Raw genomic sequence first — 14,470 nt, forward strand, 5'->3', positions numbered from 1 at the left:
TTGACGTCAATGTCAAAGCACACTGTCGGCATGCATGTGGTGGTGGCGAACAGGGGTGAGGTGGCGGTCCGGGTGATCCGGACGGCACGCGAGCGGAATTACTCGACTCTTGCGCTCTATACCGGTGCGGAGGCGACAGCCCTGCCGGTGCGTTTGGCTGATGACGCGGTCCAATTGCCGGGCATCGGTGCCGCCGCGTATCTGGACATCGCGGCTGTAGTCGCCGCGGCCAAGGGGCCGGTGCCGATGCACTGGTGCATCCCGGCTACGGATTCCTCAGTGAGAGTGCCGATTTCGCGGCAGCATGCGCGGCCGCCGGTCTGGTATTCGTCGGGCCTTCACCCGAGGTGCTGCGCATTTTCGGCAATAAGCTCTCGGCCCGCGACGCCGCACGACAGGTCGAAGTCGCGGTCCTGCCCGCAACGTCCGTCGGCGCGGACCTGGCGGAAATTTCCGCGTTCTTCGCCGACCACCCGAACGGTGTGATGCTGAAGGCCGCAGCCGGTGGCGGCGGACGCGGCATGCGTGCGGTCCACACTGCGGACACACTCGCCGAATCACTCGAGCGCTGCCGAGCCGAAGCCCGCGCCGGTTTCGGCGATGACACCGTATACGCCGAAGCACTGGCCGCCGACGCGCGCCATATCGAGATCCAGGTCGTCGCGGACGGGCACCGAGCCATCACCGTCGGCGACCGCGACTGCAGCATCCAACGCCGCCACCAGAAACTCGTCGAAATCGCCCCGGCCCCGAATCTGCCTGCCGCCCTTCGAGAACGACTGCACCGCGACGCCATCCGCATAGCCGAATCGGTCTCCTGCCACGGCGTGATCACCGTCGAATTCCTGGTCACCGCGACCGACGCCTGGTTCCTCGAGGTCAACCCGCGCCTCCAGGTCGAACACACCGTCACCGAGGCGGTAACCGGGGTGGACCTGGTGGCAGTCCAACTCGATCTGGCCCGCGGCGCTGCCCTGCGCGAACTCGCTCTCGGCGACCTTGTGCCGGAGACGACGGGTCGTGCTGTTCGAGCGAATGACTGTGTGCGGGGGTTCGCGGTGCAGGCGCGCGTCAATGCCGAAATGGTCACGGCGGGTGGGGAGGTTCTGCCGAGCACCGGTGTGCTGACCGAATTCGCCGCGCCGACCGGGGTGGGCGTTCGGGTGGATACCGCGGCGTGCACGGGCATGCGACAGGGGGCGCAGTTCGACTCGTTGCTGGCGAAGGTTATCGCACAGGGGCCGACGTATTCGGCTGCGATGCGGAGGTGTTCGGATGCGTTGGCGGAAACCGTGATTGCCGGTGTCGATACCAACACGGGTTTGCTGCGCGCGGTGTTGGAGCAGCTCACCGATGGAACCAGTGTTTCCACTTCGTGGTTCGAGGACGGTATCGGCGAACTTGTCGGTCGGGCAGGCGATTACGCATCTACTGCGGCCCGGCGCGCGGTCGGCTCGGAAGGTCCGGCGCATCAGCTCGCCGAGCATCGAAACCCGGCGGCAGCAGCCGATCTCCAGGTAAGGCTCGAAGACGATGAGCAGGGCATGCGATCGCCGATGGGCGGTACCGTCGTGAGCTTGGCGGAGCCGGGCAGCGTTGTTCCGGCCGGTGCGGAAGTCGCTGTACTCGAGGCAATGAAAATGCAGCACGTGCTGCGAGCGGAGCAGCCGCTGCGAGTATCGCGCCACCTGGTGACACCGGGCGCGACGGTCGATCCGCACGCATTGCTATTGACTTGGGTCGCGACCGATCATGACGGTCCGGCCGCCGATATCGAGGCTGTCGACCTGGATGCGGTCCGTGCTGATCTGAGCGAAGTGCGCGAGCGGCATCGAATCGGACTCGATGCGGGCCGTCCGGCCGCCGTAGCGAAAAGGCATGAGCAGGGCCGCCGTACCGCCCGGGAGAACATCGCCGACCTCGTCGACGAGGACAGCTTCCTCGAATACGGCGCGCTCGCCGTAGCCGCACAGCGACTGCGCCGCAGCCCCGAAGATCTGATCGCCAACACACCCGCGGACGGGCTGATCGGCGGCATCGCCACCATCAACGCCGACCGATTCGGCGCGGAAGTCGCTCGCGCACTGGTCATGTCCTACGACTACACCGTGCTGGCCGGTACCCAGGGCATGCGCAATCACGCCAAAACCGATCGCATGCTCGAACTCGCACACGAACAGCGCATACCAGTGGTGTTCTTCACCGAGGGCGGCGGCGGGCGACCGGGGGATACCGACTATTCGGGCATTTCGGGCCTCGACGTGACCACCTTTCGCGCAATGGGCGCACTATCGGGTCGAGTCCCGTTGGTAGGCATCGTCTCCGGACGCTGCTTCGCGGGTAACGCGGCGCTGCTCGGCATGTGCGATGTGGTCATCGCGACCCCGGATGCCAATATCGGGATGGGCGGTCCGGCGATGATCGAGGGCGGCGGGCTCGGCGTCTACGCACCCGAGGACATCGGCCCCATCGACGTCCAACGCCGCAACGGTGTCGTGCACATCGTTGCCGCCGACGAAGCGGACGCAGTTGCCGCGGCCCGTCGTTATCTCTCGTATTTCCAAGGGCCGCTGCAGGATTGGACCGCACCGGACCCGCGCGTCACCCGCCACGTGGTGCCCGAGAATCGGCTGCGCGCTTTCGATATCCGCGAAGTCATCGCCGCTGTAGCCGACATCGACTCGGTCCTGGAACTGCGCCGGGACTGGGGCGTCGGTGTGGTCACCGCTCTCATTCGCGTCGAAGGCCGCCCCTTCGGCCTCATCGCCAACGACTGCCACCACCTCGGCGGTGCGATCGATGCCCCCGCCGCCGACAAGCTCAGCGCATTCCTGCAACTCTGCGACGCCCACGGCCTGCCGATCGTATCCCTCTGCGACACACCGGGTTTCATGGTCGGCCCGGAGGCGGAGAAGGAAGCGACCGTCACCAAGTTCAGCAAGCTGTTCATCGACTCCGCCGCGCTGACCGTTCCACTGGGCACCGTCATCATCCGCAAGGGCTACGGTCTCGGCGCGCAGGCCATGGCCGCGGGCTCCTTCCGTGCCCCGCGCTTCGTAATCGCCTGGCCCACCGGCGAAATCGGCGGTATGGGCCTGGAAGGCGCGGTCCGGCTCGGCTTCGCCAAGGAAGTCGCGGCCATCGAAGACCCCGACAAACGCCAGGAGGCCTTCGACAACCTCGTCCAGCTCGCCTACGCCAACGGCAAGGCCCTGACCGCCGCCACCGTCCTGGAACTCGACGACGTCATCGACCCGGCCGACACCCGCCGTTGGATCCGCACCCTGCGCTGAACCGCGCGGCCGGTGCGCCGTCTAGGCGATGGCGTTGGTTACCGCGTCGACCAGATTGCGGGCACGCAGGTCCGGAGCGCCTTCGATGATGTAGTTGGTGACGTAGGCGAAGGCGATGCCGGTGTCCGGATCGGCGAAGGCGAGGGAGCCGCCACGGCCCGGATGCCCGAAGGACTCGGGGCCGCCCAGTGCGAAACCTTCGGTGGGGAGCATGTATCCGGAGGCGTAGCGGTCGGGCAACATCATGACGCGGTCGATCCCAGCGGCTTGTTCGCGGGTTGCGGCGGTGAGAGTTTCAGGGGTCAGCAGGCGGGCGCCGTCGACCTCGCCGATGGTTGCCGCGTAGAGCCGGACGAGTCCGCGCGCGGTGCCGATGCCGTTGCTCGACGGAATCTCGGCGGCATGCACCGCGGGATCGTTGAAATCGATATCGGCCGGATCGGTGACCTCGAAGGCGCGGTTGACCAGTGCCTCCGGATCACGCATCGCGAGGACCATCGGCCGGAATTCCTCCGGGACGAATTCGTCCGGAACCGTCGCCAGATCGATCTTGGGCGCGAACACGAGTTGGCTGACGCGATGCCGTTCGGACTCGGGCAAACCGATGAAGAAGTCGACACCGAACGGTCCGGCGATATCCTCGGCCAGAATCCGCCCGACGGTGCGTCCGGTCGCGCGCTGGATGACCTCACCGACAAGCCAGGCAAAGGTCCGCCCGTGGTATCCGTGCGCGGTGCCGGGCGGCCAGTTCGGGGTCTGCGCGGCGAGTGCCTCCACCATCGGCCCCCAGGCCAGTGCATCCGCCAGGGGTACCGGCTTATCGAGCGCAGCCAGCCCCGCCTGATGGGTCAGCAACCAGCGCACCGGGATATCGCTCTTGCCCGCCGCGGCGAATTCCGGCCAGTACTGTGCGACCGGCGCGTCCAGGTCGAGCTCGCCACGCTGGGCGAGCAGATGCGCGACGGTCGCGGTGACACCCTTGGTCGCCGAGTAGACCAGCTGCAGAGTGCCGCGCTCCCACGGCCGTTCACCCTCCGGATCGGCGAGCCCACCCCACAAATCCACCACCGGCCGCCCATCCCGATACACCGCGACCGCCGCTCCGACATCTCCCTGCTCGGCGAAATTCGCCGCGAATACCTCTCGCACCGCCTCGAACCCGGATGCGACAACTCCATCGATCACCATGTGTCCCAGCATGTCACGCATGGCGCCGTCTACGGCGACGGTGGACGTACCCCGGCAGCTCAGGTGACTTTCGCGGCGTGCAGAACGCCAACGGCGGGCGGTCATCGATGCATGGCGTCCAGACACTGTGGACCGCTGTTGCCGGGCGAAGTCAGCCTCCACCGCAGCAGGGTCTCATCAGCATCAGCATCAGCATCAGCCCAGCATCGCTCGATCGGCCGCGCACACCCAACTGCTGCGGTCGGAAGTTTTTTCGGCGGACATGTCCGAGAATGGTCAGCGGCTGCGACGTATCTGACGAGCGGCGCCACCAGGACGCCGCCGGAGCGGAGGAGTTGTCGTGAAATACATGATTCTGAGCTACGGCTCGCAACAGGACTATGACGGCATGGTCGGCAAGGACACCGGCAAACCCGCGTGGAGTGCCGAGGATTTCGCGGCCATGGCCGAGTTCATGGGCAACCTCAACAAGAAGTTGGCGGAATCCGGGGAACTGGTCGAGACGCGCGGTCTGGTCGAACCGGTACACACCCGCCGCATCACCACAAAGAACGGTGCACCGTTCGTGACCGACGGTCCCTACGCCGAAACGCAGGAGGTGCTCGCCGGATACTGGATCGTCGAATGCGAGAGCTTCGACCGCGCCACCGAAATCGCGGCCGAACTCAGCAAATGCCCGGCCCCGCCGCATATCGCCGATACGGCCTACGCCGATGTCCGGCCCATCGCGGAGTCCGCCCCCGAATTCGGCTGAGCCCCTTCCGATGTCGGATACCGAGGTCGAGGACCTGCTGCGCACCTGCGCGCCGCAGGTCCTCGCCGCGCTGGTTCGGCGCTACGGTCATTTCGACACCGCCGAGGACGCGGTGCAGGAGGCACTGCTCGCCGCGGCGACCCACTGGCCCGAAACCGGAATTCCGGACAACCCGCGCGCCTGGCTGATCACCGTCGCCTCGCGCCGTCTGACCGACCTGCTCCGCAACGAACAGGCCCGCCGCAGGCGCGAGGACACCGTGGCCCGCTGGGCACTGCCCGAGGACTGGCTCACCCCGCCTGCCGACCGCGACCCCACCGACTCCGACGACACCCTCGTCCTGCTGTTCCTGTGCTGTCACCCGTCGCTCTCGCCCACCGCGCAGGTGGCGCTGACGCTGCGCGCGGTCGGCGGCCTGACCACCACCGAAATAGCCCGCGCCTTCCTGGTGTCCGAGGCGACCATGACCAAACGCATCGGCCGCGCCAAGCAGACGATCAAGGACAGCGGTACCGGCTTCGCCCCACCCGCCCTCGCCCACCGCGACGCGCGCCTGACCGCCGTGCTGCACGTGCTGTATCTGATCTTCACCGAGGGCTATGCCAGCACCTCCGGACCGAGCCTGCACCGCGTCGAACTGTCCGCCGAGGCCATCCGCCTGACCCGTCTGCTGCACCGCCTGCTGCCCGACGACGCCGAAGTCACCGGCCTGCTCGCGCTGATGCTGCTCACCGATGCCCGCCGACCCGCCCGCACCGGACCCACCGGCGAACTCATTCCGATGGAAGACCAGAACCGCGCACTCTGGCACACCGAAGCCATCACCGAAGGCATCGCGCTGATCACCGAGGCGCTCCCCAACGGCGTACCCGGTCCGTATCAGCTGCAGGCCGCCATCGCGGCGCTGCACGATGAGGCGCCGACCTACCAGGCCACCGATTGGCCGCAGATCATGCTGCTCTATGAACGGCTGCTGGCCCTGGTCGACAATCCGATCATCGCCCTCAACCACGCCGTGGCCGTAGCCATGGCTCGCGGACCACTGGCCGGGTTGAAGCTCGTCGACGATCTGGCCGACGACGGCAAGCTGGCGGGGGATCACCGCCTGGCAGCGGTCCGCGCCCATCTGCTGGAATCGACGGGGGACCGGGCCGGTGCCCGCGAGGCATTTCTGCTTGCCGCGCAACAGACGATGAGCCTCCCGCAACAGCGCTACCTGCACACCCGCGCCGCCCGCCTCAGCACCGATGAGTAGAAAGGAAGCGATGCTGATCGTCGTCGATGCCGCCAACGTCGTCGGCTCACGTCCCGATGGCTGGTGGCGCGATCGTGCGGGTGCGGCTCGGCGACTGCTCATGCGGTTGAGCACGCTGGACCTCCCACAACCCGCCGAAGTGGTCGTCGTACTGGAGGGTGCGGCGAAGGCCGCGGGATCGGAGGAATTCGCAGGCGTGCGCGTGGTGCTGGCGGACGGTTCGGGAGACGACGCGATCGTCGACGTCGTAGCCGCGGCCACCGCGGAGGACAGGATCACTGTCATAACGGCCGATCGAAGACTCCGCGAGCGAATCGAGGCCCTCGGCGCCGAATCGGCGGGCCCGAGCTGGCTGCTGGACCGCATCGACTCCTGACCTGTCGGATCCGACTGGTAGACAAGGAGAACCGTCGCCGAACCGGAGGTCAACCGTGCCCAACGAACTCGAGGATCTGCCCTACGCGCGCTATCTCACGCCGCTGGCGAGCGATCTCGAACCCGAGGGCGACTACGACTGTGTGCACATCACCGGCGACGACCTCGATGACATCGAGGCAGGCAATTCCAGGTTCTCCGAAACCGTCTTCACCTCGCTCGCGATCAACCGCGGCAGCCTGCGGTTCTCCCGCTTCACCGATGTCTGGCAGCGCAACGTGCGCTGGGTCGGCACCGACCTGTCCGATACCTCCTGGCAGGACGTCGAATTGATCGCCGGTGCACTGTCGGGCGTCGATGCGGGCGGTGCCAACTTGCGTCGAGTGCGCTTCGAGGGCTGCAAATTCGACTCCGTGAACTTCCGCAAGACCAAACTGCGCGAGGTGCAATTCGTCGACTGCGTGCTGCGCCACACCGACTTCGGTGATGCCGAGCTGACCAAGGTCAGCTTCCCCGGCACCACCGTGGAAGGCCTGCTGATCAACCGTGCCCGACTGCAACAGGTCGACCTGCGCGGTGCGGCGCACCTCGATGTCGCCGAGGGCCTCGATGCCTTGCGCGGGGCGACCATCACCCCGCTGCAACTGATCGATCTGGCACCCGAATTCGCCAAGACGATCGGCATTACCGTCCGTGACTAGTACTGCTTGCGGTGCGGCACGAACTCCAAGGTGAGCAGGGCCGCGGCGGCCAGCAGCACCTCGCGCCAGCGGATCAGCACGAAGCGCTGATCCGACATCGCCTGAAATTTGCGCAGGAATCGGTACAGCGATTCCAGCCGGATCAACGGATCGCCCAGGTGCACGAGCGCATAGATCAGCTTCCCGGTCCGCGACCGCTCCTTCTCGGCGAACAGTTCGGGGAAAGGGGCGAATGCCAGCGAGATCCGTTCGATCCCCTGGGTACGGGCGTGGTCGACGAGATCGATGACCATCCGCTCGTCCAGCCCGTTCGGGGCATCCTTGCGCCGCCATGGCACATCCAGGCTCAGCTCGCGGCCCCGCCCGGAGACGCCGTAGCGCTGGAAGCCCGCCACGCGCCCGTGCTCATCGCGGGCCAGCACCAGCAGCATGCCGGGATTCCGACCGTCCAACAGATGGTCGAGGATCATCGAGAAGCCGCGATTCTGCCGACCGGTACGCCACTCGTCGACAATATCCAGTAGTTCGGCCCGCAATGGTTCGGTCAGGTCGGTTTCATGGATGACCTCGGTGGTCACCCCGAAATTCCGGGTGCGGCTCACGCCCTGGCGCAGATTGCGGAAGGAACGCCCGACCATGGCGAATGTCCCTACATCGATGATCACATCGCGGCCGACCGGAATCGCGCGCAACCCCCGATGCTCGATCGCCCGATGTCGCCACATCTCGGCCAGGTCCGGACTGGCACCGAGCACCGCGACCCGCCAGCCGTGATTCGCCGCGAACTCGGAGAAGTCCGTGAGCAGGGCCGGGAAGTCGGCGCGATCGCCGATCGGATCACCGGCGACCACCGCGATCCCGAAGCGGGCCCGATAGCCGATCGCCGCGGTCGAATTCGCGTTGAAGTAGTAGGACTTCGACGAATGCAGCGCGAAGGCGGCGAGTGGATCGCGGTGGGATCGGCCGACGAGTTCGGCGACCCGGTACAACTGCTCGGGCTGTGGCCTACTCGACTGCGGCAGCATCAGGATGAATCCGGTCGCGGCCAGGAAGACGAAGCCGAAGCCCGGATGCGAGGCGCGATAGGCGGCATTGGCCGCCGCGAGCACGAAAACCGCGATGGTGAAATGCGGCAGGGTGATTGGGCGGCGCAGATGCAATCCGCGCACCACGAAGAGTCCGGCGATAGATACGGCGATGAACCAGCCGTGGTCCTGTCCGGGGGCGGCGCGTCCGGCCTCGTAGACCAGCGCGACACTCACGAGCAACAGGGCGATGGAGATCACCGGGCGGACGGCCGGTGTGGTGGTGATCGAGGCATCGCGATACCCGGCGAGCGTGGAATTCCGTGCCGTCGTTTCGCGTCCCTCAGCCACGTCTGCCCCCCACTAGGCCGGTGGGTCCGAACAGGTTCCCCATGAGGTCCTCCCGATAATCCTGTACACGCAACAATATTGGGAACATGGGATGAGTGCTCGAACATTCCTGGCGCACCAAGATCATTGGAGTCCGCGAGTGTTCGCCCGGCAACCATGCCATGCTGAGGCTGGTGCGTCGGTATCGATCGGACCGGGGCGAGCGCGCCGCTGGCCACTCCAATCGAGTATGGCACCACAGCGCACCCGGACAAGGGCCTTTTCGTGGCCATATTCCCGACCATCGGCCCTGGTATCGATGCCTTGACATCAGCCTCACCGCTTGTATATCGCCGCAGTTCCGGTCTGTGTCAACGGCGGCGACGCTTCCACGAATCCGGTATGAGCACATTTTGTGGTCGACAGCTATCGTTCAGCGAGCCGTGTATCAATCGCATCTCGGTATCTGTCGACCGGCGGCCGAATATTGCGGCCGAGGCGGGTATCGGATCTATAGACAATAGTGTTCGTAATTGTCTATCGTTTGGTTCATGACGAAGTTCCACGGCAAGAGCTGCCTGATCACCGGAGCGGCGAGTGGATTGGGCCGCGCTATGGCGCTAGCGGTTGTCGCCAAGGGCGCATCGGTCATCCTGACCGATATCGATGATGCCGGACTGCGGAATACCGCCGATGAGGTGCGCGCTCAGGGCGGCGTCGTGCACCTGGCCGCGCCCGCCGACGTCAGCGATTACGACGCCGTCGTGGCGCTGGCCGCGAAGGCGCACGCCGAAGTGGACAGTGTCGATATCGTGATGAATGTGGCAGGCATTGCCACCTGGGGAACCGTCGATCGGCTCACGCACACGCAGTGGCGGCGCACCATCGATATCGATCTGATGGGCCCGATCCATGTGATCGAGGAGTTCGTGCCGCCCATGATCGAGGCCGGGCGAGGTGGACATCTGGTCAATGTGGCCTCGGCGGCGGGCCTCTTCGGGCTCCCCTGGCATGCGCCCTACAGTGCGGGAAAGTTCGGATTGCGCGGCGTTTCGGAGGTGCTGCGCTTCGATCTGCGGCAGCACCGAATCGGTGTCAGCCTGGTCTGCCCCGGTGCGATGGCGACACCGATGGTGGACAGCGTCGATATCGCGGGCATCGATCGGCAGGGCGCGGCGGTGCAGCAGGCGGTTTCGCTGTTCATGCGGCATGCGGTTACACCGGAGCAGGCGGCCCGATCGATCGTGCGCGGGGTCGAGCGCAATAAATACCTGGTCTTCACCTCCCCGGATATCCGGGTCGGCTATCTCGCGCAGCGCTACTTCCCGCCGTCCTACAACCTCGCGATGCGCGGGCTGAACTGGGCGATGAGCCGCTATCTCGACAAGACACCCGCGCCGACCGAGGTGTAACCAACCACGTCTCAGCCGAACCGCTGCCCGCCGCGGGGAATAGTTGGACCCATGATCACCATGCGCTGGTGTTGGCGGTCTCGGTCGAACGCCACCGGCGCATGGTGATCCCTTGACCAAATGTGTTGTGGGCAGCGCTATTTGAAGGCTGCGGCGTTGCGTGCGGCCCACGCGGCGAAGGTGTGGGGTGGGCGGCCGAGGAGTCGCTCGACATCGGGGCTTACTTGTTGCTCGGCGGCCGATGGGGAGCCGAGGGCGCCGAGAGTCGCCTCCACAACCGGCTCGGGCAGATACGCCAGCATTTGGTTCCGGGCATCGGTGCGGCTCTGCTCGATGAACCGTACCGGCTCGCCGATGGCGTCCCCGATTGCCGCGGCCTGCTGTCGGGGGGAGATCGGAGCCGGGCCGGTCAGGGTGTAGATGTGGCCGCCGTGGCCCGGCTCGCGCAGCGTGACGGCGGCGACCTCGGCGATGTCTGCAGGGGCGATGGCCGGGACCGCGACGTCGCCGAACGGCGCTTCGACCACTCGCCGGGTGCGCACCGAATCGGCCCATTGCAGCGAGTTGGAGTTGAAGTTGCCCGGGCGCAACATCGTCCAGTCGAGACCCGACTGCTCGACGATATCTTCCAGTCTCGATGAATGACGTTGTGTGCCGACACCTTGCGATGACAGCAACACGATCCGCTGGATCCCGGCCGCTCGCACCACGTGCACGACGTCACCGAGATTGCCGTTCGCCATGAAGTCGGGGGAGGTCAAGAGGAACATCGCCTCGGCTCCCACGAGAGCGGGTTCCAGGGTCGCGGGCTCGGCCAGATCGGCCCGGTGCGCCCGGACTCGCGCAGGCACTTCGGTCACGCCCCTGGAGACTGCCGTCACTTCCTCGCCTGCCTCGACGAGGGCCTGCACGAGCGGTCGCCCGACATTCCCGGTCGCTCCCGTCACCACGATCATTTCCGTTCTCCTGTCGCCGATTTCGCTGCGGACCCGGTCACGGTACTGTCGTGGAGGTAGTAGGTACCTAGAGGAAAGTGACGGTGGAAGTGGCCGAGACCACAATCGAGCCCCCGCCGGAACTCGCGTGCCCGATCACTCCGGTGGTCGACATCGTCTTCAGTCGGTGGACCACCCCGATCCTGTGGACACTGAACGAGTTCGGGCGACAACGATTCGGTGAACTCGAACGCCGCATCGTCACGATCACGCCCAAGGTGCTGACACAGCGGCTACGCCAACTCGAACGCGACGGGATCGTCGTGCGCACCTACTACCCCGAGGTACCGCCCCGGGTGGAGTACGAGATCAGCGACCTCGGACGCAGCCTGGCACCGCTGTTCGCGTCGCTCGCCGAATGGTCGGTCAACCTGGGCAAGGTCGAACAGGCACGGCTGGACTACGACGCGAAGCAGCGGTAGGGCGATCACTTGCAGGACGCGAAGTGCTGGACGTACAGACCTGCCTGGTCGGGGGCTGTGCCGGGTTGGGCGAGGCCATAGACCGCGCCTGGGCCGAGCAACGTCGAGTCTTTGTCGAGGATGTTGGCTCGGTGGGTGTCGGAGTGCATCCAGGCGTCCACGATGGCGCGGGCGGTGGATCGGTTGCCGGTGCCCCAGGCGGTGTTCTCCGCCCAGTGCGCCAAAGTCTTACCGGGGGCGCAGGGTTGGGCGGCGGCGATGCGCTTGCCGATCTGCACCGTCGCCTCCTGATTGTCGTCGGCGGTGGTGCGTGGGGTCTCGGGGTGGATGTGCCATTTCACCGTTTCCTGCTTGGTGCTGCCGACCCACCAGTCGAGGCGGTCGGCTTCGGTGCCGTATTTCTCCGCCGAATCTACGAGAAGCATGTTCCATTCGAGGGCAGGGATGCCGCGTTGGGTGCGTTCGGCATTGGTCAGGCACAGGACCGCCTTTTCGATCTCGTGGCGGTAGGCGAGGTCGGGGAACAGATCCCGCAGGCGGCTGCGTGAGCCGGAGTTGCCGGATGGCGCCTTGTCCGGCGGGATTACCGGATCATCGGCGTGTGCGCAGTCGGGAGCCGCTGCGGCCGTGGGCAGTTCGGTGAGTGGGAGTACTGCGATCGTCAGGCCCGCGATGGCGGCCAGCAAGGCTGCGGCGGGGCGGCGGATCGGGTGTTTCGATGGGCTCATGCCCATGAGATTCGCGGCGGCGACCAATGAAACACCAACGGGGAACCAATGTGGTCGGACAATACCCTCGGACAGTGCTAAACTCCGAAAACTACGACAGCTCAGCGTAATCGGCGAGGGAGAATGCTGAGACCATTGTTGCCGGATGATCCGACGGCTATCGGTACGTTCGTGTTACACGGCCGCCTCGGCGAGGGTGGAATGGGTGTCGTATTCCAGGGATTCGGCCCGGACGGCACCGTGGTCGCGATAAAGATGCCGCATACCCAATTGGCGCGGGATCCCGAGTTCCGGGCTAGATTTCGGCAGGAGGTCACCGCGGCTCAGCGTGTGCACGGACGGCGCATCGCGGAGGTGGTGGACGCCGATATCGAAGCGGAGCGGCCGTGGCTGGCGAATTCCTTCGTATCCGGGGAGTCGATGGCAGAGGCCATTCGGGAACGCGGCGCTATGTCGTCGGCACAGCTCTACGATTTCGCGAGCGGGCTCGCCGAAGCACTCGAGTGCATACACGGCGCTGATGTCATTCATCGGGATTTGAAGCCGGACAACATCATTCTGACGTGGGACGGCCCGCGGGTCATCGATTTCGGTATCGCCCGGATTGTCGATGCCACCCGCCTCACCGAACCGGGACGCATCATCGGGACACTGGCGTGGATGCCGCCGGAAATGCTCGGCAACCAGGAGGTAGGACCGCCCGCGGATATCTTCGCCTGGGGCGCGCTGGTCGCCTTCGCGGCGACCGGTCGGCCACCGTTCCACGCCGATACCCAGGCGGCGGTGATAGCGCGGATCATTCGGGACGATCCGGATCTCACCGAGGTGCCCGGCCGATATCGGCGCATGGTCCTCGCGGCGATGACCAAGGATCCCGATGCCCGGCCGACGGCCCGTGAATTGGTGGATTTCCTTGCGGCACAAGCCAAGGATGAGCGGAGCAACCGACGCAAACAAACGGTTGCGGAACCGGCCGACGAGGTCACCGCACCGAACGAAGAGGCGCACGCGATCACCGCGGCCGACGAAGCCACCGCGCGCAGGCATGACAGTGTGCCCGCATCGAATGAGGTCACCGAACTCGTCGCGGCCGAGGAAAGGCTGATGCGGTCCACCGAGCCGCAACGTAGACGCTCCACGTCGGCGCGCAACATTGTGGTTACCCCAGCCGATCAGCCTGTCGTCAACCAGGTGCCGCCAGGTCCGCCGGTCCCCAAACGCGATCCGCATCCCCGAACACCAATGGTCGTGGTCATAACCCTGCTGTCGCTCTCCGGGTTCGGCCTCGTACTGGGGCCGGTCGCGATCATTCGCGGATTCGCCGAACGAATTCATGCCCGACGCGCATTCGTCGCACCGCCCGCATCGGCCGCACGCTGGATCCGGCTCGGCTGGATTGCCATCGTGATATCCGTCGTGGCGCTCGTGGTCGCATTCCGGCTGAGCGCACTGCAGTGATGATTCGCCGCACGCGGATCAGTTATGTAATTCGGTCTCCGAATTGAAGGTGATACTGATCAGGTCGCCGGGCATATATCGACGGTTCAGATTCGCCACGAAGAATTCACAGACCGAAGACATGCGGCCGGAGCCGGGTTGCGCATTCGCGGCACCAGGAAAGATCTGGGTGCCACCGCCTTTCGCGGGCAAAGGCCGGTAGGTCACTGCCAACTCCACACCCTCCTGCGTACCGAATTCCAGGGATGAGATTCCGCTCAGCCACACGGTTTCTCCGGTGCGCAACTTGAATCCGGCGCCATCGGTCGTGCAGTACCGCAGCGAATTCGGTTCGAAAGTCACCTGTTGATTCGTTCGCAATGTAATGGTCCCGCCGGGAATCTGTCCGGTACGCACCGTCACCGGACGCGTTCCGCCCGGCTCCGGCGACTGCTGGACCTGACGCGGTGCGGCCGACGAGCATCCGGCCACACCGAGACTCACCAGAGCAAACACGCTCAGCAGCAAGCGGATTCGTGATGTCATACCCAGCTC

Annotated in this window: 12 protein-coding genes and 1 pseudogene; 8 read left to right on the forward strand and 5 right to left on the reverse strand. The window is 65.8% G+C overall.

Annotated features, from left to right (window positions below):
• Positions 1-30 precede the first annotated feature (30 nt).
• Positions 31-3,293: pseudogene (locus tag NP3_RS32945) on the forward strand (acetyl-CoA carboxylase family protein).
• A 21-nt stretch (positions 3,294-3,314) separates the two neighbouring features.
• Here the strand turns inward: NP3_RS32945 and NP3_RS32950 are convergent.
• Positions 3,315-4,481, reverse strand: coding sequence for a serine hydrolase domain-containing protein (locus NP3_RS32950; RefSeq protein WP_084509344.1), 1,167 nt, complete (start codon positions 4,479-4,481; stop codon positions 3,315-3,317).
• A gap of 349 nt (positions 4,482-4,830) precedes the next feature.
• Here NP3_RS32950 and NP3_RS32955 point away from each other — a divergent pair, with 349 nt between their 5' ends.
• The 4 genes from NP3_RS32955 to NP3_RS32970 are packed head-to-tail and all read left to right on the forward strand — an operon-like array spanning position 4,831 to position 7,566.
• A complete protein-coding gene (locus NP3_RS32955) occupies positions 4,831-5,235 on the forward strand; it encodes a YciI family protein (RefSeq protein WP_245721211.1) in 405 nt (134 codons plus the stop codon).
• Positions 5,236-5,245: 10 nt separating this feature from the next.
• Positions 5,246-6,490 carry an RNA polymerase sigma factor gene (locus NP3_RS32960; protein ID WP_063045649.1) on the forward strand — a complete coding sequence of 415 codons (1,245 nt, stop codon included), beginning with the start codon at positions 5,246-5,248 and terminating at the stop codon, positions 6,488-6,490.
• Positions 6,483-6,866, forward strand: a complete 384-nt coding sequence (locus NP3_RS32965; RefSeq protein WP_063045650.1) for an NYN domain-containing protein — start codon at positions 6,483-6,485, stop codon at positions 6,864-6,866. The genes NP3_RS32960 and NP3_RS32965 overlap by 8 nt, the downstream gene beginning before the upstream one ends.
• Positions 6,867-6,921: 55 nt before the next feature.
• Positions 6,922-7,566 (forward strand): pentapeptide repeat-containing protein, encoded by a 645-nt coding sequence (locus tag NP3_RS32970; RefSeq protein ID WP_063045651.1) that lies wholly within the window; start codon positions 6,922-6,924, stop codon positions 7,564-7,566.
• On the opposite strand, the gene NP3_RS32975 is transcribed toward NP3_RS32970, so the two are convergent.
• Complete coding sequence (locus tag NP3_RS32975; protein ID WP_084509336.1) at positions 7,563-8,942, reverse strand: bifunctional lysylphosphatidylglycerol flippase/synthetase MprF; 1,380 nt, start codon at positions 8,940-8,942, stop codon at positions 7,563-7,565. The two genes, NP3_RS32970 and NP3_RS32975, sit on opposite strands and share 4 nt — an antisense overlap.
• 530 nt (positions 8,943-9,472) lie before the next feature.
• On the opposite strand from NP3_RS32975, the gene NP3_RS32980 reads away from it, so the two are divergent.
• The gene (locus tag NP3_RS32980) at positions 9,473-10,333 is read left to right on the forward strand and encodes an SDR family oxidoreductase (RefSeq protein ID WP_063045652.1); all 861 of its coding nucleotides are present in this window, start codon (positions 9,473-9,475) and stop codon (positions 10,331-10,333) included.
• A 137-nt stretch (positions 10,334-10,470) separates the two neighbouring features.
• On the opposite strand, the gene NP3_RS32985 is transcribed toward NP3_RS32980, so the two are convergent.
• Complete coding sequence (locus tag NP3_RS32985; protein ID WP_063045653.1) at positions 10,471-11,289, reverse strand: NAD(P)H-binding protein; 819 nt, start codon at positions 11,287-11,289, stop codon at positions 10,471-10,473.
• Between the two features lie 77 nt (positions 11,290-11,366).
• On the opposite strand from NP3_RS32985, the gene NP3_RS32990 reads away from it, so the two are divergent.
• The gene (locus tag NP3_RS32990) at positions 11,367-11,750 is read left to right on the forward strand and encodes a winged helix-turn-helix transcriptional regulator (protein ID WP_218024981.1); all 384 of its coding nucleotides are present in this window, start codon (positions 11,367-11,369) and stop codon (positions 11,748-11,750) included.
• A 5-nt stretch (positions 11,751-11,755) separates the two neighbouring features.
• Here the strand turns inward: NP3_RS32990 and NP3_RS32995 are convergent, their stop codons facing one another.
• Positions 11,756-12,478 carry a CAP domain-containing protein gene (locus NP3_RS32995; RefSeq protein WP_169814621.1) on the reverse strand — a complete coding sequence of 241 codons (723 nt, stop codon included), beginning with the start codon at positions 12,476-12,478 and terminating at the stop codon, positions 11,756-11,758.
• Between the two features lie 123 nt (positions 12,479-12,601).
• Between NP3_RS32995 and NP3_RS33000 the strand changes: the two genes are divergently transcribed.
• On the forward strand, positions 12,602-13,936 hold the full coding sequence (locus NP3_RS33000) for a serine/threonine-protein kinase (protein ID WP_063045655.1): 1,335 nt from the start codon (positions 12,602-12,604) through the stop codon (positions 13,934-13,936).
• Between the two features lie 18 nt (positions 13,937-13,954).
• On the opposite strand, the gene NP3_RS33005 is transcribed toward NP3_RS33000, so the two are convergent.
• On the reverse strand, positions 13,955-14,461 hold the full coding sequence (locus NP3_RS33005; protein WP_157124718.1) for a hypothetical protein: 507 nt from the start codon (positions 14,459-14,461) through the stop codon (positions 13,955-13,957).
• Between the last annotated feature and the right edge of the window lie 9 nt (positions 14,462-14,470).

Origin of the sequence: Nocardia pseudovaccinii NBRC 100343, from assembly GCF_001613225.1 — a bacterium.
GTDB lineage: Bacteria > Actinomycetota > Actinomycetes > Mycobacteriales > Mycobacteriaceae > Nocardia > Nocardia pseudovaccinii.

Coding starts and splice junctions, on each gene's coding strand:
- NP3_RS32980 (WP_063045652.1), top strand. CDS start 9,473: ATGACGAAGTTCCACGGCAAGAGCTGCCTGATCACCGGAGCGGCGAGT.
- NP3_RS32965 (WP_063045650.1), top strand. CDS start 6,483: ATGAGTAGAAAGGAAGCGATGCTGATCGTCGTCGATGCCGCCAACGTC.
- NP3_RS32985 (WP_063045653.1), bottom strand. CDS start 11,289: ATGATCGTGGTGACGGGAGCGACCGGGAATGTCGGGCGACCGCTCGTG.
- NP3_RS32960 (WP_063045649.1), top strand. CDS start 5,246: ATGTCGGATACCGAGGTCGAGGACCTGCTGCGCACCTGCGCGCCGCAG.
- NP3_RS32955 (WP_245721211.1), top strand. CDS start 4,831: ATGATTCTGAGCTACGGCTCGCAACAGGACTATGACGGCATGGTCGGC.
- NP3_RS33000 (WP_063045655.1), top strand. CDS start 12,602: ATGCTGAGACCATTGTTGCCGGATGATCCGACGGCTATCGGTACGTTC.
- NP3_RS32950 (WP_084509344.1), bottom strand. CDS start 4,481: ATGGTGATCGATGGAGTTGTCGCATCCGGGTTCGAGGCGGTGCGAGAG.
- NP3_RS33005 (WP_157124718.1), bottom strand. CDS start 14,461: ATGACATCACGAATCCGCTTGCTGCTGAGCGTGTTTGCTCTGGTGAGT.
- NP3_RS32995 (WP_169814621.1), bottom strand. CDS start 12,478: ATGAGCCCATCGAAACACCCGATCCGCCGCCCCGCCGCAGCCTTGCTG.